Raw genomic sequence first — 23,784 nt, 5'->3', positions numbered from 1 at the left:
ATCAGGCCGCTCTTCCCGTCAATCCCGTTGGCTTCACCAGGAGCACCAGCACCATCAGTACGAACACGACGGTATTGGAGGCCTCGGGGTAGAAATACTTGGTCAGACCCTCGATCACGCCGAGCGCGAAGCCGGTGATGATGGAGCCCATGATCGAACCCATGCCGCCGATCACCACCACCGCGAACACGACGATGATGAGGTCGGCGCCCATCAGCGGCCGGACCTGGTTGATTGGCGCCGAGAGCACGCCTGCGAGCGCGGCGAGGCCGACGCCGAGACCATAGGTCAGCGTGATCATGCGCGGCACGTTGATGCCGAAGGCGCGGACCAGCGTGGGGTTTTCGGTGGCGGCGCGCAAGTAGGCGCCGAGCTGCGTCTTCTCGATCAGGAACCAGGTGGCAAGACACACCACCAGCGAAAACACGACGACCCAGCCGCGGTAGACGGGCAAGAACATGAAGCCGAGATTCATGCCGCCCTTGAGCTGGTCCGGAATGGCGTAAGGCAGGCCCGAGGAGCCGAAGTAGTTCTGGAACACGCCCTGCACGATCAGCGCGATGCCGAAGGTCAGCAGCAGGCCGTAGAGATGGTCGAGCCCGGTCAGCCATTGCAGCATGGTCCGTTCCAGGATCATGCCGAAGATGCCGACGATGATCGGCGCCAGCAGCAGCGCCCACCAGTAGTTGATGCCGCCGAGGTTCAGCAGGAAATAGGCCACGAAGGCGCCCATCATGTAGAGCGCGCCATGGGCGAAATTGATGATGTTGAGCATGCCGAAGATCACGGCAAGCCCGAGACTGAGCAGCGCGTAGAACGAGCCGTTGATCAGTCCCACCAGTAGCTGAGCGTAAAGAGCCTGCATCGATCCCGCACCCGGTCCCTTCGGCGTTCCCGTGAAAGTCGCCCGCAGGCTCGATGGCCTGCGGGCCGTTATCTTACTTCTTGAGCAGCGCGCACTTGCTCTCGGACAGCGGGGTGAAAGCCTGGTCGCCCGGCACCGTGCCGACCAGCTTGTAGAAGTCCCACGGTCCCTTGGACTCGGAGGGCTTCTTCACCTCGAACAGATAGGCGCTGTGGATGGTGCGGCCGTTGGGCTGGATCTCGCCCTTGCCGAACAGATCGTCCTCGGTCGGCATCGACTTCATCTTCTCGACGATCTTGACGCCGTCATGCGGATTGCCGCCGAGTGCTTCGAGAGCCTTGAGGTAGTGACGCACGCCGGCATAGACGCCCGCCTGCACCATGGTCGGCGGCGCATTGTTCTTCATCTTCGCGGCGAAACGCTTCGAGAACGCGCGGGTCTGGTCGTTCATGTCCCAGTAGAAGGTCTCGGTGAAGTTGAGGCCCTGCGCCGTCTCCAGCCCGATCGCCTTGACGTCGGTGAGGAAGAGCAGCAGCGCCGCGAGCTTCTGGCCGCCTTTGCCGATGCCGAACTCGGCCGCCTGCTTGATGGTGTTGGTGGTGTCGCCGCCGGCATTGGCAAGACCGATGATCTTGGCCTTGGACGCCTGCGCCTGGAGCAGGAAGGAGGAGAAATCCGGCGTGTTCAGCGGATGCTTGACGCCGCCCACCACCTTGCCGCCGTTGGCGGTGACGACCGCGCTGGTGTCGCGCTCGAGCGCGGCACCGAAGGCGTAGTCCGCGGTCAGGAAGAACCAGGTGTCGCCGCCGGCCTTGACCAGGGCTTGGCCGGTGGTGTGGGCCAGCATGTAGGTGTCGTAAGTCCAGTGCACGGTGTTGGGCGAGCACTGCGCGTTGGTGAGGTCCGATGTCGCGGCGCCGGAGTTGATGTAGACGCCGTTCTTTTCCTTGATGACGTTGTTGACGGCGAGCGCGACGCCCGAGTTCGGCACGTCGACGATGATGTCGACCTTGTCGACGTCGAACCACTGCCGCGCGATCGCGGTGCCGATATCGGGCTTGTTCTGGTGATCGCCCGAGATGATGTCGATCTTCCAGCCCTTCGCGGCCAGGCCGGAATCCTCAACGGCCATTTGCGCGGCGAGCGTCGAGCCGGGGCCGCCGAGATCGGCATAGAGGCCGGACTGATCGGACAGCGCGCCGATCTTCACGGTCTTGTCCTGCGCGGACGCGACGCCTGCAGCGGCGAACGTGAGCGCGGTGGTCAGCAGCAATGACGCAATCGACCTGGTGTTCATGCAACTTTCCTTTTTGAATTTTCTCGTTGGCAGTTCTTCAGTTTGAGCATGATCTTGTCGGAAACCGCACCATTTGTGATAGCGCGGCCCTCAGGGTCCTGATCATGCACTAGACACCCAAATAGGTGTGGAGCTTGTCCATGTTGGTGGCAAGCTCCGCGTTGGAAAATCCGTCAATGATCTTGCCGTGCTCGACCACGTAGTAGCGGTCGGCAACGGTGGATGCGAAGCGGAAATTCTGCTCGACCAGCAGAATGGTGAAGCCCTCCTTCTTGAGCCGCGCAATGGTGTGGCCGATCTGCTGGATGATGACGGGCGCAAGGCCCTCGGTCGGCTCGTCCAGCATCAGGAAGCTCGCGCCGGTGCGCAGGATGCGCGCGATCGCGAGCATCTGCTGCTCTCCGCCCGACAGCTTGGTGCCCTGGCTGGACAGCCGCTCCTTGAGGTTTGGAAACAGGTCGAAGATCTGGTCGAGCGGCAGTCCGCCTGCGCGGACGACCGGCGGCAGCATCAGATTCTCCCGCACGTCGAGGCTGGAGAATATACCCCGCTCTTCCGGGCAGAACGCGATGCCCATGCGCGCGATCTTGTCGGAGGTCGCGCGGATGATCTCCTCGTCGTTGAACTTCACCGAGCCCGAGCGCTTGCCGATGATGCCCATGATCGACTTCAGCGTGGTGGTCTTGCCGGCGCCGTTGCGCCCGAGCAGGGTGACGACCTCGCCCGCGTTCACGTCGAAGTTGATCCCGTGCAGGATGTGGGACTCGCCGTACCAGGATTCGAGATTGCGGACTTGAAGGATGTTGCCGCCGGTCGCAGCCCTGGCCGGAGCCTCGGCGATTGCAGTGTCAGGCATGACCGGCTCCCAGATAGGCTTCCTTGACGCGCTCGTCCTTGGTGAGCTCGGAGTAGTGGCCCTGCGCGAGCACCTGCCCGCGCGTCAGCACGGTGATGATGTCGGAGAGGTTGGCGACGACGCTCAGATTATGCTCGACCATCAGGATGGTATATTTCGCGGAGATGCGCTTGATCAGCGCCGCGATCTTGTCGATGTCCTCGTGACCCATGCCGGCCATCGGCTCGTCCAGCAGCATCATCTCAGGGTCGAGCGCAAGCGTGGTTGCGATCTCGAGTGCACGCTTGCGCCCGTAGGGCATCTCGACCGCGGGCGTATTGGCAAACTCACTGAGGCCGACATCGTTCAACAGCTCGCGCGCGCGATCGTTGAAGCGGTTGAGCACGGACTTCGAGCGCCAGAAGTCGAACGAAGAGCCGTGCTGGCGCTGAAGCGCGACACGGACGTTTTCCAGCGCGGTGAGATGCGGAAACACCGCCGAAATCTGGAACGAACGCACAAGACCCATGCGGGCCACATCGGCCGGTGCCATCGCCGTGATGTCCTGCCCCTTGTACAGGATCTTTCCGGCAGACGGTTTGAGGAACTTGGTCAATAGATTGAAGCAGGTCGTCTTGCCGGCCCCGTTCGGGCCGATCAATGCGTGAATGCTCCCACGGCGAACCTTGAGCGCAACGTCGCGGACGGCGAAGAAGCCCGCGAACTCCTTGGTCAAGCCTTCCGTTTCGAGAATGAACTCATTGGCCAAACAGATTTCCCCCTGCCCGCGCGAGACGCGTGGCTATCCTTGTTACTTCGGCTGTCCGGAGGCCTTGGAGCCCGCCCGGGACGCCGCCTCCGGGCGCGGAATATGCCGGAGGTGACGGGGGTTAGGCAAGGCGGAAAGCTGAGCAGATCAAGCCTCCGGCTGGGATACAAATGCTCCCTTAGTCGGAGACGTTTTGATGTCGTGCCTGCCCGGCGTCCGGTTCGCAAGGCGCCGGCCATCAAGCCGTCGTTAACGGTCTTTCGTCTCCCGCGCCAGCCTTCATAGAAAATTTTCCCGCAAGCGGGATCATGTACGGGTCTTCACGTGCGGAGAATATTGCTTTGGATTTTGCAAGCGCCGCTCCCTCCGTCGTCAAGTCGATCCGGCAACGCGATCTCCTGAACACGTGGCTGCGACTTTACGCGCGCCGGCAGATCGCGCCGGCGATCTGGGAGTATCAGCCTGTGCGACTTGAGGAGGAACTGTCGGATCTCATCTACTATACGGTGGAATTTTCGACGCCGACGACGCGCCTCATCATCCAGAGCGAAGGCACGCGCATCTCGCGTGCCTATGGACATACCGGCAAGGGCGTTCCGCTCGATGACTATGTCGGACCGCGGCACGCGCCATTCGTGATACCGATCTATCACGAATGCGTGGCGCGCGGGTTGCCCGTCTACAGCGTGGCCGACGTCGACGACGTCTACGGACGCATCGTCGCCTATGAACGGCTGCTGCTGCCCTTCCAGACTGACGGCAAGGTCTGTCACGTCATCGCCTCGGTCAAGACGTTCTGCGAGGACGGCGGCTTCGAGATCAAGAATCTGATGCGCGGAAACGACGCGCTGCCGCGTCCAAAGATGCGCGCGGTAATCGATCGCGAGCTGTTTCATCGCGCCCCCGGCCGCATTGCGCCCGCCGAGACGGTCGAGTTCGCCGACCAGCCGGGCTCCGGCATCGCCACCGGGATCATCGAGTTGAACTAAAGCGCGATGAGATTTGGAATCATCGTCGCTTCAGCATGATCTTTCCGGAAAACCGCTTCGCACTTTTCCCGATCATGCTTCAGCAGTCAGCGCGCTTTGCCGCCGACCTCCTTGGTATAGATATCCGGCTTGAAGCCGACCAGCAGCTTGCTGCCGATTTCCAGCACGGGCCGCTTGATCATCGATGGTTGCGCCAGCATCAATGCCAACGCCTTCTTCTCGGTGAGGCTTTTCTTGTCGGAATCGGGGAGCTTCTTGAAGGTCGTCCCGGCGCGATTGAGTAGCGCCTCCCAGCCGACCTTGTCGCTCCACTGCTTGAGCTTGTCCTTCTCGACACCTGCGGCCTTGTAGTCGTGAAAGTCGTAAGGCACGCCATGCGCATCGAGCCAGGCGCGGGCCTTCTTCATGGTGTCGCAGTTCTTGATGCCGTAAATGATGTTGGGCAAGACGCTCCTCGCGCATGGCGTATCGTGACACTCTTGGCGTTGTACGAAACTCCGGCTCGCGCGACAATATTGCGGACGCCGCCAACTCTCCGAACGGACATTCCATGCACGTCACCCACGATCCCGCAGCTGCCGCCTCACCGACCATCGACTTCAACAGCTTCCTCGCGGTCGATGTCCGTGTCGGAACCATCGTCGACGCCAAGCCGTTTCCGGAGGCACGCAAGCCGTCCTGGCGGCTGTGGATCGATTTCGGTCCCGCCGTCGGCGTGCGCAAGAGTTCGGCACAGATCACTGAAAACCACCCACTCGATACCCTCGTGGGGCAACAGGTCGCGGCCGTCGTCAATTTCCCGCCTCGCCAGATCGGCCCAGTGGTCTCCGAGGTGCTGACGCTCGGCTTCCCCGATGCGAACGGCAAGCTCGTGCTGGTGCAGCCGAGCAAGCCTGTGCCGAACGGCGGACGGCTGTTCTAGCGGGCACACGAACCAGAGCCGCCCCGCCGCCTCCGGCAGGGGCGCGCCAGCCACTTCACCGGCTTGTCTCCCGATCGGCGTCAGCAGGTCTTGACTTGCCATCGTCATCCTTTCAAAATAACTGATCGATCGTTTTTTTTATTTTATCGCGCCGGAATTGGTGCATCCTCGACCAACTCCCCAAAACGATCGATCCGTCAGTTATTTATGGACCGGGCCGATGCCAAAGATCAGCGACAAGAAGCGCGAAGGCCGGCGTCAGCAGATCCTCGAAGCGGCCCTCGCCTGCTTTGCCGAGAACGGTTTTCACCAGACCGGCATGGCCGATATCGTCAAGCGGTCGGGCTTGAGCCACGGCGCGGTCTATCTGTACTTCCAGAGCAAGGACGACCTGATCGAAGCGCTCGCGGACGACCGGCATCGCCGTGAGGCCGTGCTCAACTCGGTGGCGCAAGGATCCGGTGATCCAATCGAAGGGCTGCACGCGCTGGTCCGCGTCTACGCGCAATGGCTCACCGATCCCGCCGGCGAAGCCCGCCGCCGTGTCGGCATCCATGGCTGGGCCGAAGCGCTGCGCAACCGCCGCATCCGCAGCAGCGTCGTCGAAGGCATCGACATGCCGCGCGCGCTGATCGTGGCGCTGGTCGAGCGCGGCCAGCATGACGGGCTCATCAAGCGCGAGCTCCGCGCCGAGGCGATCGCGCGCGTGCTGATCGCGACTTTTCAAGGCTTTGTGCTGCAACAGTGCTGGGGCGAGGACCTCGACGTCGACGCCTGCATGGCGGCCGTCGACAACGTGATCGACGGCTTGCGCATGCCGAAGCCGGACGTCAAGCGACGAACCAGGACATGAACGATGTCCTCGCTTCATGAACTCCTCGCCGGCGTCGGTGTCGGTCTGGTTGCAGGACTGGCGTCAGGCTTTACGGGCACGAGCCCGGGCGGCGGCCTCGTGATCTTCTCCGTGCTGTTGCTCGGTGCCGAGCAGCACGTCGCCCAGGGCACGTCGCTGATCACGCAGATCCCTCCGACCGGTCTCGCCGGCGCACGCCGCTATTGGCAGAGCGGCAACCGCAGCCCGCTGCAATGGATCGTCTGGATCGCAATCGGATTTCTCGTCGGTGGCGCGGGCGGTGGCTATGCCGCGGCGGCTGCCTCCGATTCGGTCTTGCAATGGACCTACGTGGTCTATCTCGCCGCGCTGATCGCAATGTTGGCTCTGCGCCGTGACGGCAAGGACGACGTCAGCGAGGCAAGCGCTTCAGCCGAATTGCCCTGGCTGCCCCTGCTCCTCATCGGTCTGCTTGCCGGATTTTCCTCGGGCTTCATGGGCATCGGCGGCGGCCTCGCGACCACTGTGGGCCTTGCTGCGGGTCTTCGCGTCCCACAGCACCAGGCGCAGCTCGTCAGCCTCGTCTTCTCGATCATCCCCACCAACGTTCCAGCGGCCTGGATCTACTGGAGCAAGGGGCTCATGGTCGGCTGGCCGGCCGTCACCGGCATACTTGCCGGCCTCTGGATCGGGATCGATCTCGGCGCACGCATGGCCAATGGCGTCAGCAAATCAGCGCTGCGCCGGGCCATGATCGCCTTCGTCTCGCTGATGGCGCTCTATATGACCCACAAGGCGCTGAGCTGAACTTACGGTCGCTTCGGAATGTTCAGCCCGCGTTGCACCGCAGGACGCGCGAGCCCGCGTTCGAGCCAGCTGCCGACGGCCTTGAACTGACCGAACTCCACGAGCTCGCCGGCGCCATAGAAGCCGATGAGATTGCGCACCCAGCCGAGCATGGAGATGTCGGCGATGGTGTAGTCGTCATCCATGAACCATTGCCGGCCGGACAGATGCGCCTCCATCACTCCGAGCAGGCGCTTGGACTCGTCCACGTAGCGGTCGCGGGGCCGCTTGTCCTCAAACTCCTTGCCGGCGAATTTGTGGAAGAAGCCGACCTGGCCGAACATCGGTCCGATGCCGCCCATCTGGAAGTGCAGCCACTGGATGGCCTGGTAGCGGCGCGCGGCATCCTGCGGCAGCAGCTTGCCGGTTTTCTCCGCGAGATATTGCAGAATCGCCCCGGATTCGAACAGCGGCAGAGGCCTGCCGCCGGGGCCGCTGGGATCGAGGATCGCCGGGATCTTGCCGTTCGGATTGAGCGAGAGGAATTCGGCCGTCTTCTGATCGTCCTTGCCGAAATCGACGAGGTGAACTTCGTAAGGAAGCCCGATCTCCTCCAGCATGATGGAGACCTTGACGCCGTTCGGCGTCGGCAAGGAATAGAGCTGAAGCAGTTCGGGATGTTTCGCCGGCCAACGCTTGGTGATGGGAAAGGCGGACAGATCGGGCATCGGGACCTTTGGTGCATGACTGAGCGTGCACAATCTAGGCAGGACGCCGTCCGGCGCAAGTCACGATTTATCCCTGCGAACCCGCACTCATCGCGGCAGCGTCGCCATCGCCGCGATCGGGATCATTGCCTCATGCTGCAGTCGATACGCGATGAACCGTTGACCCGTGGTCAACAGGAGGCCCGTGAAGGCGATCGCGAGCATCGCGGTCGCCAATTGGCACACGTCGTACATCAAATTCTGTTCCTCAGCAGTCTTAGGCGTAAACGTCGGCGCAAGCGCCACGTTCCGAGGCGGCATGGAAATATTGCTGTTTTTTCCCGAATTCTGCGCGAAGCCATCGCGCTGTTCCGACGACCCGTGCAGGGACGAATGATCCCTTTGAGCGTTGTCGCTGCATGAACATCGAGAAGCGCGCCCTGCTCGATCATGCTGAACGCTGTCGCCGCGTCGCGAACGAGCTCGATCATGGCGAAGCTGCACAACGGTTGCGAGCGATGGCAGACGAGTACGAAGCGAGGGCGACAAGATTGGACGACGAAGGCGGCTCCTCGACTCCGGGTCGCAATAGTCACTGACATCTCCAAGGCGATCGGAATGGCTGATCGGTTTCAGTAGTTGATCTCCATCCGCAAGCCGCGAGGATCGATCTCCTCGCCGCCGACGCACTCCGTGCTGTCACGCGCCGCGACCGCGCAGGCACAGGCGTCGACGAGATCGTCGCGGCCGATGCCAGTGCCGTGGCGTTGCGTCAGCCATTTCGGCAGGCGCGTGAAACCGCGCTGCGCCAGGAGCGCGGTCCGCTGTTCGAGACCGTGCGCCGACGTCTTCCTTGCGAGACGGCCACGCCCTGCGAGATTCCAGAAGATCAATTCGGGATGGGCCTCGCCGATCATCGCCTGCCGCGTCGGCGTCATGGCCTCGTCGAGCTCTCTCATCTTGTCCCTGATGTTCCAGAGCTGCGCAGATATGCCCCTGCCCTTGCCTTCGTGCTCCCAGTAATGGCGATTGGCGGCAGCCATGTCCGGGAACGTCCAAAGGTCTCGGCGCGCACCGAGAAACACGGCAGGGCCGACCAATTCGCGCCCCCGCAGATCGCAAGCGCGATAGCCGTTCGGGTTCAATCCGATCGGCATGTCGATCATCGCACGTGCGTGCGGGATCGCGAGCAGGCGCATCAAGCCCGGCGAATAGTCGAAGCCGTGATCGCCGCGGTCGTCGATCCAGGCAGCGACCCAGCCGAAGCGAAATCCATCGAGGCCGAGATAGTTTGGCACGTCATGCGTCCGTCACTTGCAATTCTCACACGCCGGCACCGTGCGGGTGCTGCACTCGCTGCGGCCGTTCGCCGTCGCCGAGGCCGGCGAAGGCGAGTTCGATCGGTGGAAAGACTGACGCGAATTGCAGACGGAAGGCAAGCCTCTCGCCTGCGTCCTCTATGCTGCCCGCCACTGCCACGCCCAGCGCGATCCGCACCGCCTGGTGCAGGCCGCCGATATTCTTCCTGTAAAATGCCATCGCATCCTCCGAGATGAGCCGAGGCCGAATGCCTCGAGCATCAAGAGGGCGCGCTGGCCGAAAAGGATTCGCGGGCGCGTGCAATTTTTTTTGAGATCAGGCTCCAAGGGCCTGGTAGGCCAGGCGCTTGAACTCGAAGAAGAACGGATTCCAGAAGCCCATGTAACGCTGGGCCATCAACACGCCCGCGGTATTGGCCTCAGGACAAATCCACCAATGGGTGCCGGCAAGCCCGCCCCACTGGAATTCGCCGGTGGAGTTCGGCGGATCGAACGGCGTCGGCGCGAAGGTCACGGCGCCACCGAGACCAAAACCCTTGCCGGGAATCGGCCCGAGATTGGCGAAGCGGATGGTCTGGCCTGCGGGGAGCTGGTTCGTCATCATCTGCCGCAGCGTCTCCGGCTTCAGCAGAGCATCCGGCCCGGGCAGTAGAGCGCGCACGAGCGCAAGCATGTCCGGCAGGGTCGAAACCAGACCGCCGCCGCCCGAGAGCCGCGGGAACGGCTGCCGATACGCCTGCGGATATGGCAGATGGTCGGCGCGCGTGAGGCCGGGCTTCATGGGATCGAGCACGTCGACGCCGTTGTAGAGCGCAACCAGCCTGCCCTGCTGCGCCTCGGGGACGTAGAAGCCGGTGTCGGTCATTCCGAGCGGATCGAAGATGCGCGCCTTGAGGAAGCCATCGAGCGACTTGCCCGAGACGACCTCCACGATGCGGCCCAGCACGTCGGTCGCCACCGAATATTCCCAGCCTTCGCCCGGATGATAGGACAGCGGCAAGTCGGCAAGCCTGTCGATCATGTCGGAGAGCGGCGTCAGCGGATTGAGCACACGCGCCTCGTTGTAGCCTTTGAACAGCACGGTGCCGGGATCGAAGATGCCGTAGCTGAGGCCCGATGTGTGGGTCAGCAGCTGGCGGATCGTGATCAGCCCCCTCGCCGGCTCGACGTCGGCAAGGCTTGTCGCGCCCTGCTTCAAGACCTTGCGGTTGCCGAGTTGCGGCAGGAACTTTTCGACCGGATCATCGAGTCCGATGCGACCTTCCTCGGTCAGCAGCATGATCGCGCAGGTGACGAAGATCTTCGTATTGGAGAACGCGCGGAAGATATGGTCGGGCCGGAGCGCCGTGTTCGCCTCGCGGTCGGCAAAGCCGACGCATTGCTGATCGACGACCTCGCGCCCCCGCAGCACCGCCCACGACGCACCGGGAATGATCTCCTGATCGACGTAGCGCTGCATCGCCGTCCGTGCGGCGGAAAAATCTGTCGTCCTGGCGTCCATGTGTTTCCCCCAATTCTGGTTGGGATCGATATAACGAGATTTCCTACGATATGAAGCCTGCCGCGCAGCTCATCCCTGCTTCATGAGCGCGGTGACGTACAGGCGGCGACGGATTTTCATTCCCTGCCGCTGGTACAGCGCAATCGCCGACGTATTGCTCGAAAACACGTGCAGGAACGGAATTTCGCCGCGCGCTTCGATCCGGCGCGCGACCGCTGCGAGCAGCGCCTGTGCATAGCCGCGCCCGCGATAGTCCGGATGCACGCAGACGGCCGTCATCTCGACGAATTTTCCCGGCTTCATCCGCTCACCCGTCATCGCGACCAATTCGCCACCTGCGCGGATGCCGAGGAAAGTGCCAAGCTCATGGGTACGCAGCGCGAATGGACCGGGCTTGGTCAGCTCGATCAGCCGCATCATGGCAGGCACGTCGGCCGCCCCCAGCGTGACGATCTCGGCATCGCGAAGCGGACTATCGGCGGGCGAGCCGATCATCTGCTCGCCGGTGTCGGCAAGAACGACCTTGAACCCGGCGGGAACGTCAACCGGCTCCGGCGTGAACAGCGCCGCGACCTGCGAAGGTGACATGAGATCGCCGAGCGCCGCAAAGCTTGCAGCGGACATGTCGGCCATGTCGGCAAAGGGCGTCATGTCCACGGGATAGCGCAGCGCTTGCGGGCCGCCCTCGGCCAGATGCTTCTGGCTCGTCGTCAGCGCGCTCCAGATCGGGCGATCCAGCAGCGCCAAGTCACTGTCGGACACCGGCCTAGTCCTTGTCGAAGCTGACGATGACGGCGGCATTTGCGATCAGGATGGGGTCGTTGGCGACTTCGGTCGCCGAGGGGATCTCCAGCCCGCCCTTGACCGCAGTCACGGTCACGGTGCCGTAAGGCAGCTCCTTTGCGACGGCTTCCTTGTCCACCGCCTCGGGGTTGGGCACTCCGATCGTGACATCGACGAACATGTCGTTCGCGGTCTTGCCGATCATCCGGAAGAAACCGAGACTCGAATGCCTGATGGCATCCGACACCGCCCGCTTCGCCGCCTTGGTGGCGTCCCTGCCGTGGACATCGACGCCCATACCCATCTCGGTGACACAACGAACGCGAGTCATTTCAAAGTCCTGTGGTTGGTCGAGTGATTGAGAGTGTCGGCGATCGGGACGCGCGGCACAAGCGCAGTATTGCTCTCGTGTCCCGGACGCGCTGCAACGCTCTTGACGTTGCTGCGCAGAGCCGGGGCACGAGACCGTGGTTCTCACGCCTTTGCCTTCTCATGCGCGCGCAGCTCGTCGACCAGCACCCGCACGTTCTCCGAATAGTCGATCGGGATCGAGACGAGGTGCACGCCGCCCTCCTTGAAGGCAGCCTCCAGAGTCGGGCCAAAGCGGTCGATGCTCACGATCCGATGCCCTTTCGCTCCGTAAGCCTTTGCATAGAGGACGAAGTCGGGATTGCCGAAAGTCATGCCGTAATCGGCGAAATGATCGACGGCCTGCTTCCAGCGGATCATGCCGTAGGCGTTGTCCTCCAGCACCAGCACGACCAGATTGAGCTTGAGGCGGACCGCCGTCTCCATCTCCTGGCTGTTCATCATGAAGCCGCCGTCGCCGGCGACCGCGAGCACGCGGCGGTCGGGATAGAGCATCGCAGCCATCATCGCCGACGGCAGGCCGGCGCCCATGGTCGCCAACGCATTGTCGAGCAGCAGCGTATTGGCGACGCGGGTGCGGTAGTTGCGCGCGAACCAGATCTTGTACATGCCGTTGTCGAGCGCGACGATGCCGTTCTCGGGGATCACCTGGCGGATGTCGTGCACGATGCGCTGCGGCGTCGGGGGCCAGCGCGCCTCGGTGGCACGATCGGCGATGTGGTTCAGAATCTCTTCGCGGAGCGGGAGCAGCGCCGCCGCCTGCGGCAGCTTGCCTTCGAGCCGATCCGCCAACAGCTCCAGGCTGGGACCGACGTCGCCAACAACCTCGGCATCGGGGAAATAGACCTGCTCGACGCTCGCCGGGGTATAGCTGACGTGAATGACCTTCGGGCCCGAGGGGCCCATGATGAAGGGGGGCTTCTCGACCGGATCGTGCCCGATGGCGACGATCAGGTCGGCGGCATCGATCGCGTCGTGAACGTAATCGCGCTCCGACAGCGCCGCAGTGCCCATGTAGAGATTGGTGCCGCCGGGCACGGTCCCCTTGCCCATCTGCGTGGTGAAGAACGGAATGCCGGTCCGCCGCACGAAACTTGCGATGCCATGTGTCGACCGCGGCCGGCTGGTCGCCGCCCCCATCATCACCAGCGGGCGCCTTGCGGCCACGATCATCTCGGCGGCGCGGTCGAGCGCGGCGCGATGGGCGACCGGGATTTCGATCGGATGGACGGGGATCACGGGGACACCAGGCACTTCGTCGCCCGCGATGTCCTCGGGCAGTTCGAGATGCACCGGGCCCGGCCGCTCCTCCATCGCCACGCGGAACGCATCGCGTACAACAGTTGGAATGCTGGAGGCGCTGACGATCTGCCGCGACAGCTTCGTCAGCGGCTTCATGGTCGCGACCACGTCCACGATCTGGAAGCGCGCCTGCCGGCTGCTCATGATCGGCTTCTGACCGGTGATCAGGATCATCGGCATCGCGCCGAGATGCGCATAGGCGGCGCCGGTAGACAGGTTGAGGGCACCGGGGCCGAGCGTCGACAGACAAACGCCGGGCTTGCCGGTCAGCCGCCCATGGGTTGCGGCCATGAAGGCAGCGGCCTGCTCGTGGCGGGTCAGGACCAGCTCGATCTTGGAGGCGTGAAGCGATTCGACCAGATCGAGATTCTCTTCGCCGGGAATGCCGAAGATGCGATCGACACCTTCATTCTCCAGGGCCGCGACGAACAGGTCCGATCCCTTCACCTTATGGTCCTGTCCGCTCATGTCGTCTCCGCTCGTTACGCATCCCAAGCTCCGGGAGCCGCCCATCGTAGCCGTCCATCGTTCCGGCACAACTCACAATGCAGCGTGGACTGAACACTTTATTCGTTGTCTGAGCACGTTCCGTCATCCTGAGGGGTGACGGTGATGGATTGGTGTTCGCGGCAGCGTCTCAAATACCTCGCACAACAGAGTCAAGCGCGCTGCCCTTGCGGGAACCGGCGGCACCGATGCTTCGGTCTCGGCGCCGACCCACGACATGGTGCTCGATCTGCCGCGGCAGTACGACACCCGGCTCGGCGTCGGCGGCGTCGGCCTCTCCGGCGGACAGCGCCAGCGGCTCGGTCTTGCGCGCGCTCTGATCGGCCGGCCGCCGCCGCTCGTGCTGGATGAGCCCAATGCAAATCTCGACGCACCCGGCGAGGAGGCGCTGAAGGCTGCGCTACTCAGCGCCAAGGCAGACGGCGCCGCCGTGATCGTGCCGACGCGGCCGCGCACGCTGTTCGAATATCTGTTTGGTCCGCTCCGCGACGAGCTGACCCGTGCTTTCCGCGAACGCTGACGAGGAGCAGGGCCGATGGCTGCATCCGAGCAGAACAACCGCCGCGCCGAGAAGGCCGAGACTGTCCGCCACATCACGACGGAAGAGACGGTCGCGTTCATGACCGCGCTGGTCGCCTTCCTGAAGGAAGCCGAGTCCGCCGCCGGGCATCATGGCGACAACGATGCGCGGTCCTTGCCGACAGATTTGCCGTCCGCGCCCGCGCACGCGGCTCGATCCGCGATTGACAGTCCACGATCTCTGACTAAAGTCAGATATCATGCTCGACCCGGTCGCCCGCGTCCGCCGTTTCAACCGCGCCGTCACCTCTGCCGTCGGTGCGCTCGATACCTCGTTCCTCGGGCGCGGCCGGCCGCTCGGCGCGGCGCGCGTGCTCAATGCGATCGGCCACGGGCGCTCCGACGTCGCCGAGATCCGCGACTATCTCGGTCTCGATTCCGGATTGATGAGCCGGCTGCTCCGCAGCCTCGAGGACGAAGGGCTGATCGAGACCGCCGCGCGCGAAGACGATGCGCGTCGGCGCATGGCAAAGCTCACGCGGGCGGGCCGGCGCGAGTTCGCGGCCTACGAGGCGCTGTCGAACGCGCAGGCCGACGGCATCTTGGCGCAACATTCGCAAGCCGAGGTGCTGCTGGCGGCGATGGACCTGGTCGCCTCTGCGCTGACGCGCGAGCGTGTTGCACTCGATGAGATGGATCCGCGAAGCGAGCAGGCCCGCTACTGTCTCGGCGAGTACTATGCCGAGCTCGGCCGCCGCTTCAAGCAGGGCTTTGACGTCTCGCTGTCGCGCGACCCCGACGCCAACGACATGCGCCGACCGCGCGGTAGCTTCATCGTCGCGATCTCGGACACGCTGCCGATCGGCTGCGTCGGCTTGAAGGGGACCGACCACGGCTACGCCGAGATCAAGCGACTCTGGGTCGCGCCCGCGGCACGCGGATTGCGGCTCGGCCGGCGGCTGATGGATGCGGCCGAGAGCACCGCGCGCGAGCTCGGTATCACGCTTCTGCGGCTCGACACCAACAGCGCGCTGCCCGAAGCCGGTCAGCTCTATCGCAGCACGGGCTGGCGCGAGATCCCGCGCTTCAACGATGATCCCTATCCGGACCTCTTCTTCGAGAAGCGCCTCTGATGCGGCGGGGCATCGTCATCTCGTCCGCGTCGGGCGCACGACGATCTCGTTGACATCGACATCTTCGGGCTGCTCGATGGCAAAGCGCACGGCTCGCGCGATCGCGTCGGGCTGAAGCGCGATGGCGCGATAGGTCTTCATCGCGCGTGACCCGATCGGCGGTGAGCCAAGCTCGCGGCGGCCGGCGTCGGGATCACCTTTGGAATGGAGGCAAGCTTCCGGCCCGCGATCGCACGCGGCGAGCTGGTGCCGATCCTGGAAGACTATTGCCCGTTCTTCGCCGGCTTCTACCTCTATTGTCCGAGCCGCCGCAACGTCGCGCCAAAACTATGCGCGCTCATCGATCACGTGCAGCGGCGCGCATGAGCCGAAGGAACCTGCCATGGCCAGGGACGATCTTGCCGCCATCTACCGCGACTACATCGCCTGCCTGAACCGGCGGGACTGGCCGGCCCTCGGACAATTCGTGCACGATGAGGTCGCCCACAACGCGCGGCCGCTTGGGCTTGCGGGCTATCGCGCGATGCTGGAACGGGATGTTCGGGAGATACCCGATCTGCAATTTCACATCGAGATGCTGATCTCCGATCCTTCCCGCATCGCTGCCCGGTTGAAGTTTGATTGCACACCAGTCGGGATATTCCTCGGCCTTGCGGTCAATGGGAAGCGCGTGTCCTTCCACGAAAACGTGTTCTACGAATTTCGCAACCGCAAGATCCGGCAGGTCTGGTCGGTGATCGACAAGGCGGCGATCGAGACGCAGCTCTGAGGCCGCGCCTCGATCCGGCGCTCACGCCGCTGCCGGCGCCATCTCGCCTTGCGGCTTTGCGAAGGGGCGGAACGTCATGGCCATCAGGAACGCACCCAAGCCCATTGCCCAGGAGGCGATGTAGAGCCAGGCGTAGCTGGAAAAGGCGTCGTAGATCAGGCCGCCGGCGAGCGGGCCGGTTGCCATGCCGAGGCTGCCGGCCATCGCCGTGCCGCCGATCACCGTGCCCATCATCTTGAGCGGAAAGTTCTCGCGGATCAGAACGGCGTAGAGCGGCATGGTGCCGGCATAGATGAAGCCGAAGATCGCGCCGACCGCATAGAACGTCGTGAGCTGATGCGCGAAGACATAGGCGAGCGCGCCGAACGCCTGCAGCAGGAGGCCGGAGACCAGCACGCGCTTGGCGCCGAAGCGGTCGCCCATCAGGCCGAAGGCGATGCGCCCGCCGAGGCCGGCGAACCCCTCGATGCTGTAGATCGTCACCGCCGCGACGAGCGGAATGCCGCAGCTCACGGCATAGCTGACGGTATGGATGATCGGACCGGAATGGGTCGCGCAGCAGAAGAAGTTGGTGGCAAGCAAGATGAGGAATTGCGGGGAGCGCAGCGCCTCGCCCATCGACATCTCGCCTTGCGCGGCACCCTCGCCCGCCGGTGCGGCCGCGGCCTGCGCGAGCGCCGGCGGACGGCGCACCAGCAGCGAGACCGGGATCATGATGGCGCCGACCACGAGCGCAATGATCTGCATCGAGGTGCGCCAGTCGTGGCCGGAGACGAGCCAGGCCGCCAGCGGCGACATCGTCATCGGCGCCATGCCCATGCCGGCCGAGACCAGCGACACGGCGAGGCTGCGATTTGTGTCGAACCAGCCCGTGACGGTCGCCATCATCGGCGCGAAGATCGCCGCGCAGGCCGCCCCGACCAGCAGGCCGAACACGATCTGGAACACGATCAGCGAGGTCGCATGGCTCGCCGCGAACAGGCTGAGCGCCAACACGGTCGATCCCGTCAGCACCACCGGCAGCGGCCCAAACCTGTCCGTTGCGGTGCCCCAGGCCATGCTGGTGAAGGCCATTGCCAGAAAGCCGATCGTCATCGCGCTGGAGATGCCGGTCACCGACCAGCCGGTGTCCTTTGCGATCGGCTGCAGGAACACCGGCAGCGAAAACATGCCGCCGACCGCGACGCAGCCAAGCAGGCCGCCAGCGACGACGATCACCCAGCGATAGTTGGAAGAGGTCATTTCGGTCTCCCGTCAGGTCTGTCTCACATGGAAGACGAATGGGAACGGCGCCGGCCGACAGCGGTCACGTCATTTTTGCCGCACGCTTTTGTGACCCGAAGCAAAAAGTGAAAAAACAACCCCATGCACAGTAGCCGGCACCAGCGGGATCAATGACTTACGAGGACGGTCATTTGCGATGTCAGGGCGCGATTTGACCTGTCGGGCAAAACACCGGCATAATGGCAACATCCCCCGGCCGCGCTCACCGCCGTGCCGCGCTCGGTCAAGCCTCGAACAAGGCCCTGACGTCGTCCTCGGTGAGCGCCGAAGCGATCTGTCCATCGCCCTCGAGCAGGCTGTCAGCCAGGGCCCGCTTTCGGGCCTCGAGTTCGTCCATCTTCTCCTCGATCGTGCCGGCGGCGACAAATCTGTAAACGAACACCGCCTTGTCTTGCCCGCTCCGGTAGGCACGATCGATGGCCTGTTCCCCGACCGCGGGATTCCACCAGGGATCGAAGACGATCACGGTGACGGCAGCGGTGAGATTGAGGCTGACCAGGAACACCTTCGCCGCGCCGTTCTGAAAGGCTTCGATCGCGGTCTTGCGGCCCCTGGTGTCGCCGGTGAGGAGGCTGTAACGCATGCCATCGAAGCGCTTCCCTTCCTGCACAAGGACGGCACGCCGTATCCGGAATAACAGAGCGGCTCACAGCGCCGTGCGGGGATGCTTCAACGATCCGTGAGTGAGTGGTAGGAGCCTGCATGAGTATTCGCCCGATCGTGCGCTATCCCGACCGCCGGCTCGCGCTGCCGGCCCGCCCCGTCACCGCGTTCGACGAGTCCTTGTGCGACCTCGTGAACGACCTGCTCGAGACCATGCGCGCCGCGCCCGGCATCGGCATTACCGCGCCGCATATCGGCGTGCCCTTGCGCGTCGTGGTGCTGGAGCTCGAGGCCAAGGATGGCGCGCGGACTTACGTCAATCCGGAGATCACATGGGCCTCGCCCGAGATGATCATGCATCGCGAGGGCAGCGTCTCGATGCCCGGGGTCAACGACGAGGTGCAGCGCCATGCGCGGGTGCGGATCAGCTACCAGGACGTCGAGGGCAATATGCAAAACGAGGAATCGGAGGGCTTGCGCGCCGTCTGCCATCAGCACGAGATCGACCAGCTCGACGGGATGTTCTGGATCCAGCGGCTGTCGCGGCTGAAGCGGGAACGGCTGGTGAAGAAGTTCGAGAAGATGTCGCGGAACGCATAGGGGGGATTGGCGACAGTGTCATCCACCAATTTGAGCCATGTAGAACCGGATGGAGCCCGCTCACGCCCTCTTCCCGCTCCGCTTGTTGATCGGCGCATTGCGACGCTCTCGTTTGCCGCGCGCGATCTCGGTGGCCAGCGCGTCCAGCTTCGGCTCCCAGAAATTCCTGAACTGGCCGATCCATGCATCCACCGCGCGCAGCCCGGCAACGTCGACCGAATAGAGCCGCCTTTGCGCCTCCGCCCGAACGCTCGCAAAGCCGCTCTCGCGCAGCACCTTGAGGTGCTGCGAGCCGGCCGCCTGGGTGATACCGAACTCGGCCCCAATGACTTCCTGAACATCAAGCCGGGCGATGACAGCGAGTGTGTCGCGCCCCTACCCGCCCGCCATCAGCGCCCTCGCCAGCGCCATATACGCCGGCAGCGTCACGGGATCGTTGGCGGCATTGCCCGCCATCGGGTGCGAGGCGTAGCGGGCTATCACCATCTCGGCCTTGGGATCGATGTAGATGCCCTGGCCGTGGACGCCGCGCGCCATGTAGGCGCCGTTCGCGTTGTGCGTGATCCACCATTGATTGCGATAGGAGGCGCCCGGCAGCGTGGTGTAGCCGGCCGGTTTGAACTTTTCGGGATCGCCGCCGCGCCCTATGTCCTCTACGACTTGTGAAGGCACGACCTGGCGGCCGTTGAAGCGGCCGTGATTGCGCATGGTCTCACCGAAGCGGGCGAGATCGCGCAAGGTGGTGGAGAGACCGCCGCCGCCGCTCTCGGTGCCGATGCGGTCGACGTGATAATGCGCGTCCTCCTCCGCGCCCATCGGCTGCCAGATGCGCTCGGAGAGCAGATCCGACAGCGTCATGCCGCTGGCGCGCCTGACGATCCAGGCCAGCACGTCGGTGTTGACGGTCTTGTAGGCGAAAGCCTTGCCGTGCTCGCCCTGCTTCTTCTGCGCGATCAGGAAGTCGAAGATGGTGGTCGGGCCGTCATAGCCAGGCGGAATCGGCGCCATGCCGTTGGCGCGCCGCAGCCCCCACACATCCGAGTTCTTGTCGGTATAGACCTCGGTGTAGAGAAGCCCCGTGGTCATATCCATGACCTCGTGCACGCGCGCGTCCCCGAACGCGCTTGCCTTCAGCTCCGGCACATAATCCGTGACCGGTGCCTGCGGATCGATCTTGCCCTCGGTGACCAGAATGCCCGCCAGCACGCCGGTGAACGACTTCGTCACCGACATCGCGATATGCGGCTTGTGCGGCTTCAGCGCGCCGAAGTAGCGCTCATAGATCAGCCTGCCCCGATGCAGCACCGCGATGCCGTCGGCGTAGGTCTCCTCCAGCATTTTTGCGAAGGTCACGGGCCGGCCGTCCATCGTCATTGAGGCGACCGCGCCGATGTCGTGGTCCTGGCGCGGCAACACCGATGCCGGCCCCGCCCCGCGCCAGACGTTCACGGTCGGTACCAGCTGGCGGATGTTGCTCCAGGCCCAGCGCAGCTCGGGGAAGCTGCGGAACGAGCCGTCCTGGAAGGTGATGGTGCGGTCCGCCGGCGGCGGAAAGCCGCGCATCCAGCCGAGGGTTTCGGGGTCGGTTTCGAGGGCGGTGGCGTGCGGTCGCGTGGCGGTGGGCGAGACAGACATCAACACTGGCTCCAAAGAGGCGATGCAGATGTGGTAGCATGGGCGAGCATGGGGCACATCCGACGCAAGCGCTGGGCACCTGCGCAACAATCAGGACGGCGGCAATTCACTGAAAGGACCGAGCATCCCAATTCGTGGTACCGACCAATCTCACATTTCCCGGCGAGATACCGCGTGAGCTGTAGCTGGCACAAACTAGCGGACTAAATAGCGGTGTAGCCGCCGTCGGCATTGATGCACGCGCCGGTGACGATCGAGGCCTTGTCGCTGGCGAGAAACGCCACCACCTGGGCGATTTCGTCCGGCCGGGCCAACCGACCGATCGGTTGCCGCACCAGCATCGTCTCGCGGGTCGCCTCCGGCAGCTTGGCCAGCAGGGGCGTATCGACATAGCCCGGAGAGACGCAGTTGGCCCGGATGCCCTGTCGCGCATAGGTCAGCGCAACCGAGCGCGTGAGATTGACGACAGCCGCTTTCGCGGCCGAATAGGCGTTGCTGTTCTCCTGGCCGACATGGGCCAGGATCGAGGCCATATTGACGATCGCGCCGCCACCCATCGCGAGCATGGTGGCCGCGGCAAACTTGTTGCAAATCGCCACGCCGGTGAGGTCAACGTCGATCACGCGCCGCCAGTCAGCGAGATCAAGCGCGTGGATCGGCGACTTGCGCTCGGGAATGCCGGCATTGGCAACGAGGATGTCGAGCCGGCCGAACTGCGTCACGGCCGCCTGCATCAGCGCGGCAACCGAAGCTTCATCGGTAACGTCGACGTACTGGAAGACCGCTGCATGGCCCTCAGCGGCAAGCCCGGCCGCAAGCGTAGCGCCGCTTTCGGCGAGGTCTCCCACCATGACCTTCGCCCCTTCGACCGCAAACAGCCGCGCGACGGCGGCTCCAATCCCGGAGCCGGCGCCAGTGATGACCGCCACTTTTCCCTGCAGCAGCATCGGTTGCTCCCATCTAGATTGGTCCGCCGAGCTCAGTTCTTCTCGAATCCCGGACGCGGAATGGTACCCATCAGAGTGCGGGTGAAACCGCCGTCCACGACGATCTCCTCGCCGGTGATATAGCTGGCACGCTCGCTTGCCAGGAACACGACCGCATCGGCGATATCTTCGGGACGGCCGATCCGCTGCGCCGGCACCAGCGCGCGCCGCGCCTCATGCACGCCCTGTGTTCGATAGATGGCCTCGGTCATCGTCGTGCGGATCATGCCGGGGTTGACAACGTTGCTGCGCACGCCACGCGGTCCCCACTCCACCGCGAGCTGACGCGACAGCATGACCACGCCGGCCTTGCTCACGCTGTAGGCGCCGCTGTAGCTCTGCGGAAGCGAGGCCGAGATCGACGCCACATGGACGATCGCGCCCGCACCGCGCGCCAGCATCGGCTGTCCGAACGCGCGCGCGCAGCGGAGATAGCCGGTCAGGTTCAACGAGAGAATGCGGTCCCAGTCCGCCATGCTCGTGGTTTCGAGCCCACCCGGCAACACGGTGCCGGCATTGTTGACGAGGATCGCGGCCTCGCCGACTTTCGCAGCTGCGTCACGGGCAGCACGTGCAACGCTGTCATCGCTGGTGACGTCACAGGCGAGGAACTCGGCGCGGCCGCCAGTTGAGCGAATCTCCGCGGCCACGGCCGCACCAGCCTCGTCGCGGTCCAGCACTACGACTGTCGCGTCAACCGCCGCAAGACCAAGGGCAATGCCGCGGCCGATGCCAGCACCGCCGCCCGTGACGACGGCAACTTTCGTCGAGAGATCGATCCAAACCATGCAAGGTGCTCCGAACCTTGGGAAGGCGACCGGCGCCTCAAATGGCCGGACCAGACAGGGATGGCAGTTCAATCCTGCGGATCAGCCGGTTCTCCTGGGCGACGATGAGATGCTCGGAGGCTTGCAAGTAGGCCGGCCAGTCCGGATCCTTGTCGCGCGACGCGTGCCGGCGCTCGAACTCGCCCATGTCCGGGAAGCCCCAGAGATGGACGATCTGGTTGAGCGGCCCGACTGCGCTCGTGAACATGCCGAGCGGGCGCCCCAGATATCTGAGCTGGACCGGCATCGCGAGCCGGTCGAAGATCTCGATGAACTCCGCCATCTTGCGCAGGCGGATGGTGTAGACGCGCAGGTCGACAATGGCAGGCTCGGTCATTGCACGATCTCCCGGGTTGCCCCTCTCAGCTGCGCACGAGTGCGCAGCTTCCCTCCTCGAGAGGCCGGAATGCTTCAGTCGCGCTCAGCGTCGAGACCAGCTTGTAGACGTCGCCGGTGGACGTGCTCTCCGCCGGCTTCTTCACCTCGAAGAGATAGGCCGGATGGATCTTGCGCCCATCGGCGCGGATCATGCCCTGGCCGAAGCAGTCATCGTCGGTCGGCATCTTCTTCATGAGCTCGACGACTTCGCGGCCGTTGCGCTTGGCCTGCTCGACGCCGAGCTCCTTCACCGCCTTGAGGTAGTGCAGCACGCAGGCATAGTCGCCGGCCTGACTCATATTGGGATAGACGTTTGCTGCCAGGCGCGGTTTCACGCGGTTCATGAAGGCGCGCGTTCGTTCGTTAAGATCCCAGTAGAAGGTCTCGGTGAGCGACAGGCCCTTGGCCGTCGACAGGCCCATGCCGATGACATCGGTGACATAGCCGACCAGCGCCGCCATGCGTGTACCGCCCTGGTCGAGGCCAAACTCCTGGGCCTGCTTCAGGCAGTTGATCAGCTCGTTGCCGGAATTGGCAAAGGCGATCACATTCGCGCCGCTTGACTGGGCCTGCAGCAGGAAGGACGAGAAATCCGAGGTCGACCCGAAAGGATAGCGTACCGAGCCGAGCACGCTGCCGCCGGCCGCCTTGACGAACTTCGCCGCATCCGCCTCGGCCGCATGGCCGAACGCATAATCGGCGGTGAGGAAGAACCATTTCGAGCCGCCGGTGCGCACGAGCGAGGTCGCCGTCGAATGGGCGAGACACCAGGAATCCCAGGACCAGTGCACGAGGTTGGCGCTGCAGCTCTTGCCGGTCAGGTCCGACGAGCCTGCGGTGGTGATCAAGGCGACCTTGTTCTTGTCCTCGATCAGATATTTGGCGCCGAGCGCGATCGACGAATTACCGACATTCTCGATCACGTCGACACCATCCTGGTCGAACCATTTGCGGATGATCGCAAGGCCGACATCGGCCTTGTTCTGATGGTCGGCGACCAGGATCTCGACCTTGATCGAGGGATTGGAAGCCATGAATTCGGCCGCTGCCTGCTGCGCGCAGGCAACCGTCGTCGGCCCCGACACGTCACGATAAATGCCGGACATGTCGGTGATCACGCCGATGCGGATCGTGTTGCCGGATTGCGCCCGGGCGAGGGGCGGTGCGAGCGCCGTCGCGAGGCCGGCCCCGACGAAACTGCGGCGTGTCATGCTCATGTCGTTTCTCCCTCACCTGCCCTGCCTGCGCAGAGCTGTTGTCATTGCAA

29 protein-coding genes and 3 pseudogenes are annotated in these 23,784 nt (G+C 64.1%); 10 read left to right on the top strand and 22 right to left on the bottom strand.

Annotated elements, in window-relative coordinates; all coding sequences use genetic code 11:
• Position 1: 1 nt before the first annotated feature.
• From P6U28_RS10940 to P6U28_RS10925, 4 genes are all read right to left on the bottom strand, one after another.
• Positions 2 to 865 (bottom strand): branched-chain amino acid ABC transporter permease, encoded by an 864-nt coding sequence (locus P6U28_RS10940; RefSeq protein ID WP_028178028.1) that lies wholly within the window; start codon positions 863 to 865, stop codon positions 2 to 4.
• 73 nt (positions 866 to 938) lie between these two features.
• Positions 939 to 2,162: an ABC transporter substrate-binding protein gene (locus P6U28_RS10935; protein WP_122403623.1), complete on the bottom strand. Its 1,224-nt coding sequence runs from the start codon at positions 2,160 to 2,162 to the stop codon at positions 939 to 941.
• Positions 2,163 to 2,271: 109 nt separating this feature from the next.
• The gene (locus P6U28_RS10930; protein WP_122403624.1) at positions 2,272 to 3,018 is read right to left on the bottom strand and encodes an ABC transporter ATP-binding protein; all 747 of its coding nucleotides are present in this window, start codon (positions 3,016 to 3,018) and stop codon (positions 2,272 to 2,274) included.
• Positions 3,011 to 3,766, bottom strand: coding sequence for an ABC transporter ATP-binding protein (locus tag P6U28_RS10925; protein ID WP_122403625.1), 756 nt, complete (start codon positions 3,764 to 3,766; stop codon positions 3,011 to 3,013). The genes P6U28_RS10930 and P6U28_RS10925 overlap by 8 nt, the downstream gene beginning before the upstream one ends.
• Positions 3,767 to 4,074: 308 nt before the next feature.
• On the opposite strand from P6U28_RS10925, the gene P6U28_RS10920 reads away from it, so the two are divergent.
• Positions 4,075 to 4,755 (top strand): PAS domain-containing protein, encoded by a 681-nt coding sequence (locus P6U28_RS10920; protein ID WP_122403626.1) that lies wholly within the window; start codon positions 4,075 to 4,077, stop codon positions 4,753 to 4,755.
• An 86-nt stretch (positions 4,756 to 4,841) separates the two neighbouring features.
• Here P6U28_RS10920 and P6U28_RS10915 read toward each other — a convergent pair whose 3' ends face one another.
• On the bottom strand, positions 4,842 to 5,201 hold the full coding sequence (locus tag P6U28_RS10915) for an ArsC family reductase (RefSeq protein WP_122403627.1): 360 nt from the start codon (positions 5,199 to 5,201) through the stop codon (positions 4,842 to 4,844).
• Positions 5,202 to 5,305: 104 nt separating this feature from the next.
• On the opposite strand from P6U28_RS10915, the gene P6U28_RS10910 reads away from it, so the two are divergent.
• The 3 genes from P6U28_RS10910 (at position 5,306) to P6U28_RS10900 (ending at position 7,316) form a co-directional block, all read left to right on the top strand.
• On the top strand, positions 5,306 to 5,677 hold the full coding sequence (locus P6U28_RS10910; protein WP_407122203.1) for a tRNA-binding protein: 372 nt from the start codon (positions 5,306 to 5,308) through the stop codon (positions 5,675 to 5,677).
• A 220-nt stretch (positions 5,678 to 5,897) separates the two neighbouring features.
• A complete protein-coding gene (locus P6U28_RS10905; protein WP_122403629.1) occupies positions 5,898 to 6,530 on the top strand; it encodes a TetR/AcrR family transcriptional regulator in 633 nt (210 codons plus the stop codon).
• Positions 6,531 to 6,533: 3 nt separating this feature from the next.
• Complete coding sequence (locus P6U28_RS10900) at positions 6,534 to 7,316, top strand: sulfite exporter TauE/SafE family protein (protein ID WP_122403630.1); 783 nt, start codon at positions 6,534 to 6,536, stop codon at positions 7,314 to 7,316.
• A gap of 2 nt (positions 7,317 to 7,318) precedes the next feature.
• Here P6U28_RS10900 and P6U28_RS10895 read toward each other — a convergent pair whose 3' ends face one another.
• Together P6U28_RS10895 and P6U28_RS10890 are read right to left on the bottom strand one after the other, a co-directional pair.
• Positions 7,319 to 8,023 (bottom strand): glutathione S-transferase family protein, encoded by a 705-nt coding sequence (locus P6U28_RS10895; protein WP_122403631.1) that lies wholly within the window; start codon positions 8,021 to 8,023, stop codon positions 7,319 to 7,321.
• An 87-nt stretch (positions 8,024 to 8,110) separates the two neighbouring features.
• Positions 8,111 to 8,257 carry a hypothetical protein gene (locus tag P6U28_RS10890; RefSeq protein ID WP_164936862.1) on the bottom strand — a complete coding sequence of 49 codons (147 nt, stop codon included), beginning with the start codon at positions 8,255 to 8,257 and terminating at the stop codon, positions 8,111 to 8,113.
• A gap of 164 nt (positions 8,258 to 8,421) precedes the next feature.
• Between P6U28_RS10890 and P6U28_RS10885 the strand changes: the two genes are divergently transcribed.
• The gene (locus tag P6U28_RS10885) at positions 8,422 to 8,601 is read left to right on the top strand and encodes a hypothetical protein (RefSeq protein WP_145987020.1); all 180 of its coding nucleotides are present in this window, start codon (positions 8,422 to 8,424) and stop codon (positions 8,599 to 8,601) included.
• Between the two features lie 33 nt (positions 8,602 to 8,634).
• Here the strand turns inward: P6U28_RS10885 and P6U28_RS10880 are convergent, their stop codons facing one another.
• The 6 genes from P6U28_RS10880 to P6U28_RS10855 all read right to left on the bottom strand — a co-directional run bounded on the left by P6U28_RS10880 (position 8,635) and on the right by P6U28_RS10855 (position 13,744).
• Complete coding sequence (locus tag P6U28_RS10880) at positions 8,635 to 9,300, bottom strand: DUF429 domain-containing protein (RefSeq protein WP_407122201.1); 666 nt, start codon at positions 9,298 to 9,300, stop codon at positions 8,635 to 8,637.
• 25 nt (positions 9,301 to 9,325) lie between these two features.
• Positions 9,326 to 9,541, bottom strand: a complete 216-nt coding sequence (locus P6U28_RS10875; protein ID WP_244607665.1) for a hypothetical protein — start codon at positions 9,539 to 9,541, stop codon at positions 9,326 to 9,328.
• A 96-nt stretch (positions 9,542 to 9,637) separates the two neighbouring features.
• Positions 9,638 to 10,822 carry a serine hydrolase domain-containing protein gene (locus tag P6U28_RS10870; RefSeq protein ID WP_407122200.1) on the bottom strand — a complete coding sequence of 395 codons (1,185 nt, stop codon included), beginning with the start codon at positions 10,820 to 10,822 and terminating at the stop codon, positions 9,638 to 9,640.
• A gap of 69 nt (positions 10,823 to 10,891) precedes the next feature.
• Entirely contained in the window at positions 10,892 to 11,584 is a 693-nt protein-coding gene (locus tag P6U28_RS10865; protein ID WP_162500310.1) for a GNAT family N-acetyltransferase, read from the bottom strand.
• A gap of 4 nt (positions 11,585 to 11,588) precedes the next feature.
• Positions 11,589 to 11,936: a Lin0512 family protein gene (locus P6U28_RS10860; protein ID WP_018646107.1), complete on the bottom strand. Its 348-nt coding sequence runs from the start codon at positions 11,934 to 11,936 to the stop codon at positions 11,589 to 11,591.
• 143 nt (positions 11,937 to 12,079) lie between these two features.
• Positions 12,080 to 13,744 carry an acetolactate synthase large subunit gene (locus P6U28_RS10855; RefSeq protein ID WP_122403636.1) on the bottom strand — a complete coding sequence of 555 codons (1,665 nt, stop codon included), beginning with the start codon at positions 13,742 to 13,744 and terminating at the stop codon, positions 12,080 to 12,082.
• Between the two features lie 256 nt (positions 13,745 to 14,000).
• Here P6U28_RS10855 and P6U28_RS10850 point away from each other — a divergent pair, with 256 nt between their 5' ends.
• Together P6U28_RS10850 and P6U28_RS10845 are read left to right on the top strand one after the other, a co-directional pair.
• A complete protein-coding gene (locus P6U28_RS10850; protein WP_122403637.1) occupies positions 14,001 to 14,303 on the top strand; it encodes an ATP-binding cassette domain-containing protein in 303 nt (100 codons plus the stop codon).
• A gap of 259 nt (positions 14,304 to 14,562) precedes the next feature.
• Entirely contained in the window at positions 14,563 to 15,435 is an 873-nt protein-coding gene (locus P6U28_RS10845; RefSeq protein WP_122403638.1) for a bifunctional helix-turn-helix transcriptional regulator/GNAT family N-acetyltransferase, read from the top strand.
• A 15-nt stretch (positions 15,436 to 15,450) separates the two neighbouring features.
• Here P6U28_RS10845 and P6U28_RS10840 read toward each other — a convergent pair.
• Positions 15,451 to 15,579, bottom strand: a pseudogene (locus P6U28_RS10840) (oxidoreductase); the annotation flags it as partial.
• A 24-nt stretch (positions 15,580 to 15,603) separates the two neighbouring features.
• Between P6U28_RS10840 and P6U28_RS10835 the strand changes: the two are divergent.
• Both P6U28_RS10835 and P6U28_RS10830 read left to right on the top strand, forming a co-directional pair.
• Positions 15,604 to 15,801, top strand: a pseudogene (locus tag P6U28_RS10835) (LysR family transcriptional regulator); the annotation flags it as partial.
• Positions 15,802 to 15,817: 16 nt separating this feature from the next.
• Positions 15,818 to 16,204 carry an ester cyclase gene (locus P6U28_RS10830; RefSeq protein ID WP_122403639.1) on the top strand — a complete coding sequence of 129 codons (387 nt, stop codon included), beginning with the start codon at positions 15,818 to 15,820 and terminating at the stop codon, positions 16,202 to 16,204.
• A 21-nt stretch (positions 16,205 to 16,225) separates the two neighbouring features.
• Here P6U28_RS10830 and P6U28_RS10825 read toward each other — a convergent pair whose 3' ends face one another.
• Positions 16,226 to 17,446, bottom strand: a complete 1,221-nt coding sequence (locus P6U28_RS10825) for an MFS transporter (protein ID WP_122403640.1) — start codon at positions 17,444 to 17,446, stop codon at positions 16,226 to 16,228.
• A gap of 265 nt (positions 17,447 to 17,711) precedes the next feature.
• Positions 17,712 to 18,071, bottom strand: a complete 360-nt coding sequence (locus P6U28_RS10820; RefSeq protein ID WP_407122198.1) for a helicase-related protein — start codon at positions 18,069 to 18,071, stop codon at positions 17,712 to 17,714.
• Positions 18,072 to 18,190: 119 nt separating this feature from the next.
• Between P6U28_RS10820 and P6U28_RS10815 the strand changes: the two genes are divergently transcribed.
• The gene (locus tag P6U28_RS10815) at positions 18,191 to 18,691 is read left to right on the top strand and encodes a peptide deformylase (RefSeq protein ID WP_122403641.1); all 501 of its coding nucleotides are present in this window, start codon (positions 18,191 to 18,193) and stop codon (positions 18,689 to 18,691) included.
• Between the two features lie 60 nt (positions 18,692 to 18,751).
• On the opposite strand, the pseudogene P6U28_RS10810 reads toward P6U28_RS10815, so the two are convergent.
• The 6 genes and pseudogenes from P6U28_RS10810 to P6U28_RS10785 form a co-directional block, all read right to left on the bottom strand.
• Positions 18,752 to 19,033 (bottom strand): annotated as a pseudogene (locus P6U28_RS10810) (ArsR/SmtB family transcription factor); the annotation flags it as partial.
• Between the two features lie 33 nt (positions 19,034 to 19,066).
• Positions 19,067 to 20,326 (bottom strand): serine hydrolase, encoded by a 1,260-nt coding sequence (locus tag P6U28_RS10805; RefSeq protein ID WP_122403642.1) that lies wholly within the window; start codon positions 20,324 to 20,326, stop codon positions 19,067 to 19,069.
• A 203-nt stretch (positions 20,327 to 20,529) separates the two neighbouring features.
• The gene (locus P6U28_RS10800; RefSeq protein WP_122403643.1) at positions 20,530 to 21,273 is read right to left on the bottom strand and encodes an SDR family NAD(P)-dependent oxidoreductase; all 744 of its coding nucleotides are present in this window, start codon (positions 21,271 to 21,273) and stop codon (positions 20,530 to 20,532) included.
• A gap of 32 nt (positions 21,274 to 21,305) precedes the next feature.
• The gene (locus P6U28_RS10795; protein WP_407122197.1) at positions 21,306 to 22,100 is read right to left on the bottom strand and encodes an SDR family NAD(P)-dependent oxidoreductase; all 795 of its coding nucleotides are present in this window, start codon (positions 22,098 to 22,100) and stop codon (positions 21,306 to 21,308) included.
• Positions 22,101 to 22,137: 37 nt separating this feature from the next.
• The gene (locus P6U28_RS10790; protein ID WP_122403645.1) at positions 22,138 to 22,476 is read right to left on the bottom strand and encodes an NIPSNAP family protein; all 339 of its coding nucleotides are present in this window, start codon (positions 22,474 to 22,476) and stop codon (positions 22,138 to 22,140) included.
• Between the two features lie 25 nt (positions 22,477 to 22,501).
• The gene (locus P6U28_RS10785) at positions 22,502 to 23,734 is read right to left on the bottom strand and encodes an ABC transporter substrate-binding protein (RefSeq protein WP_122403646.1); all 1,233 of its coding nucleotides are present in this window, start codon (positions 23,732 to 23,734) and stop codon (positions 22,502 to 22,504) included.
• Between the last annotated feature and the right edge of the window lie 50 nt (positions 23,735 to 23,784).

Origin of the sequence: Bradyrhizobium sp. STM 3561 (genome assembly GCF_045571455.1) — a bacterium.
GTDB lineage: Bacteria > Pseudomonadota > Alphaproteobacteria > Rhizobiales > Xanthobacteraceae > Bradyrhizobium > Bradyrhizobium vignae.
Note: the sequence above shows the minus strand (reverse complement) of the source record. Positions and strands in the feature narration are given on the sequence as shown.

What these genes read in the sequence shown, in the direction of transcription:
- P6U28_RS10830 (WP_122403639.1), top strand. Translation starts at nt 15,818, where the DNA reads ATGGCCAGGGACGATCTTGCCGCCATCTACCGCGACTACATCGCCTGC.
- P6U28_RS10920 (WP_122403626.1), top strand. Translation starts at nt 4,075, where the DNA reads ATGTACGGGTCTTCACGTGCGGAGAATATTGCTTTGGATTTTGCAAGC.
- P6U28_RS10875 (WP_244607665.1), bottom strand. Translation starts at nt 9,541, where the DNA reads ATGGCATTTTACAGGAAGAATATCGGCGGCCTGCACCAGGCGGTGCGG.
- P6U28_RS10785 (WP_122403646.1), bottom strand. Translation starts at nt 23,734, where the DNA reads ATGAGCATGACACGCCGCAGTTTCGTCGGGGCCGGCCTCGCGACGGCG.
- P6U28_RS10825 (WP_122403640.1), bottom strand. Translation starts at nt 17,446, where the DNA reads ATGACCTCTTCCAACTATCGCTGGGTGATCGTCGTCGCTGGCGGCCTG.
- P6U28_RS10815 (WP_122403641.1), top strand. Translation starts at nt 18,191, where the DNA reads ATGAGTATTCGCCCGATCGTGCGCTATCCCGACCGCCGGCTCGCGCTG.
- P6U28_RS10935 (WP_122403623.1), bottom strand. Translation starts at nt 2,162, where the DNA reads ATGAACACCAGGTCGATTGCGTCATTGCTGCTGACCACCGCGCTCACG.
- P6U28_RS10930 (WP_122403624.1), bottom strand. Translation starts at nt 3,018, where the DNA reads ATGCCTGACACTGCAATCGCCGAGGCTCCGGCCAGGGCTGCGACCGGC.
- P6U28_RS10795 (WP_407122197.1), bottom strand. Translation starts at nt 22,100, where the DNA reads ATGGTTTGGATCGATCTCTCGACGAAAGTTGCCGTCGTCACGGGCGGC.
- P6U28_RS10900 (WP_122403630.1), top strand. Translation starts at nt 6,534, where the DNA reads ATGTCCTCGCTTCATGAACTCCTCGCCGGCGTCGGTGTCGGTCTGGTT.
- P6U28_RS10940 (WP_028178028.1), bottom strand. Translation starts at nt 865, where the DNA reads ATGCAGGCTCTTTACGCTCAGCTACTGGTGGGACTGATCAACGGCTCG.
- P6U28_RS10790 (WP_122403645.1), bottom strand. Translation starts at nt 22,476, where the DNA reads ATGACCGAGCCTGCCATTGTCGACCTGCGCGTCTACACCATCCGCCTG.
- P6U28_RS10820 (WP_407122198.1), bottom strand. Translation starts at nt 18,071, where the DNA reads ATGCGTTACAGCCTCCTCACCGGCGACACCAGGGGCCGCAAGACCGCG.
- P6U28_RS10855 (WP_122403636.1), bottom strand. Translation starts at nt 13,744, where the DNA reads ATGAGCGGACAGGACCATAAGGTGAAGGGATCGGACCTGTTCGTCGCG.
- P6U28_RS10860 (WP_018646107.1), bottom strand. Translation starts at nt 11,936, where the DNA reads ATGACTCGCGTTCGTTGTGTCACCGAGATGGGTATGGGCGTCGATGTC.
- P6U28_RS10885 (WP_145987020.1), top strand. Translation starts at nt 8,422, where the DNA reads ATGAACATCGAGAAGCGCGCCCTGCTCGATCATGCTGAACGCTGTCGC.
- P6U28_RS10850 (WP_122403637.1), top strand. Translation starts at nt 14,001, where the DNA reads ATGGTGCTCGATCTGCCGCGGCAGTACGACACCCGGCTCGGCGTCGGC.
- P6U28_RS10870 (WP_407122200.1), bottom strand. Translation starts at nt 10,822, where the DNA reads ATGGACGCCAGGACGACAGATTTTTCCGCCGCACGGACGGCGATGCAG.
- P6U28_RS10805 (WP_122403642.1), bottom strand. Translation starts at nt 20,326, where the DNA reads ATGTCTGTCTCGCCCACCGCCACGCGACCGCACGCCACCGCCCTCGAA.
- P6U28_RS10895 (WP_122403631.1), bottom strand. Translation starts at nt 8,023, where the DNA reads ATGCCCGATCTGTCCGCCTTTCCCATCACCAAGCGTTGGCCGGCGAAA.
- P6U28_RS10910 (WP_407122203.1), top strand. Translation starts at nt 5,306, where the DNA reads ATGCACGTCACCCACGATCCCGCAGCTGCCGCCTCACCGACCATCGAC.
- P6U28_RS10845 (WP_122403638.1), top strand. Translation starts at nt 14,563, where the DNA reads ATGCTCGACCCGGTCGCCCGCGTCCGCCGTTTCAACCGCGCCGTCACC.
- P6U28_RS10890 (WP_164936862.1), bottom strand. Translation starts at nt 8,257, where the DNA reads ATGTACGACGTGTGCCAATTGGCGACCGCGATGCTCGCGATCGCCTTC.
- P6U28_RS10800 (WP_122403643.1), bottom strand. Translation starts at nt 21,273, where the DNA reads ATGCTGCTGCAGGGAAAAGTGGCGGTCATCACTGGCGCCGGCTCCGGG.
- P6U28_RS10905 (WP_122403629.1), top strand. Translation starts at nt 5,898, where the DNA reads ATGCCAAAGATCAGCGACAAGAAGCGCGAAGGCCGGCGTCAGCAGATC.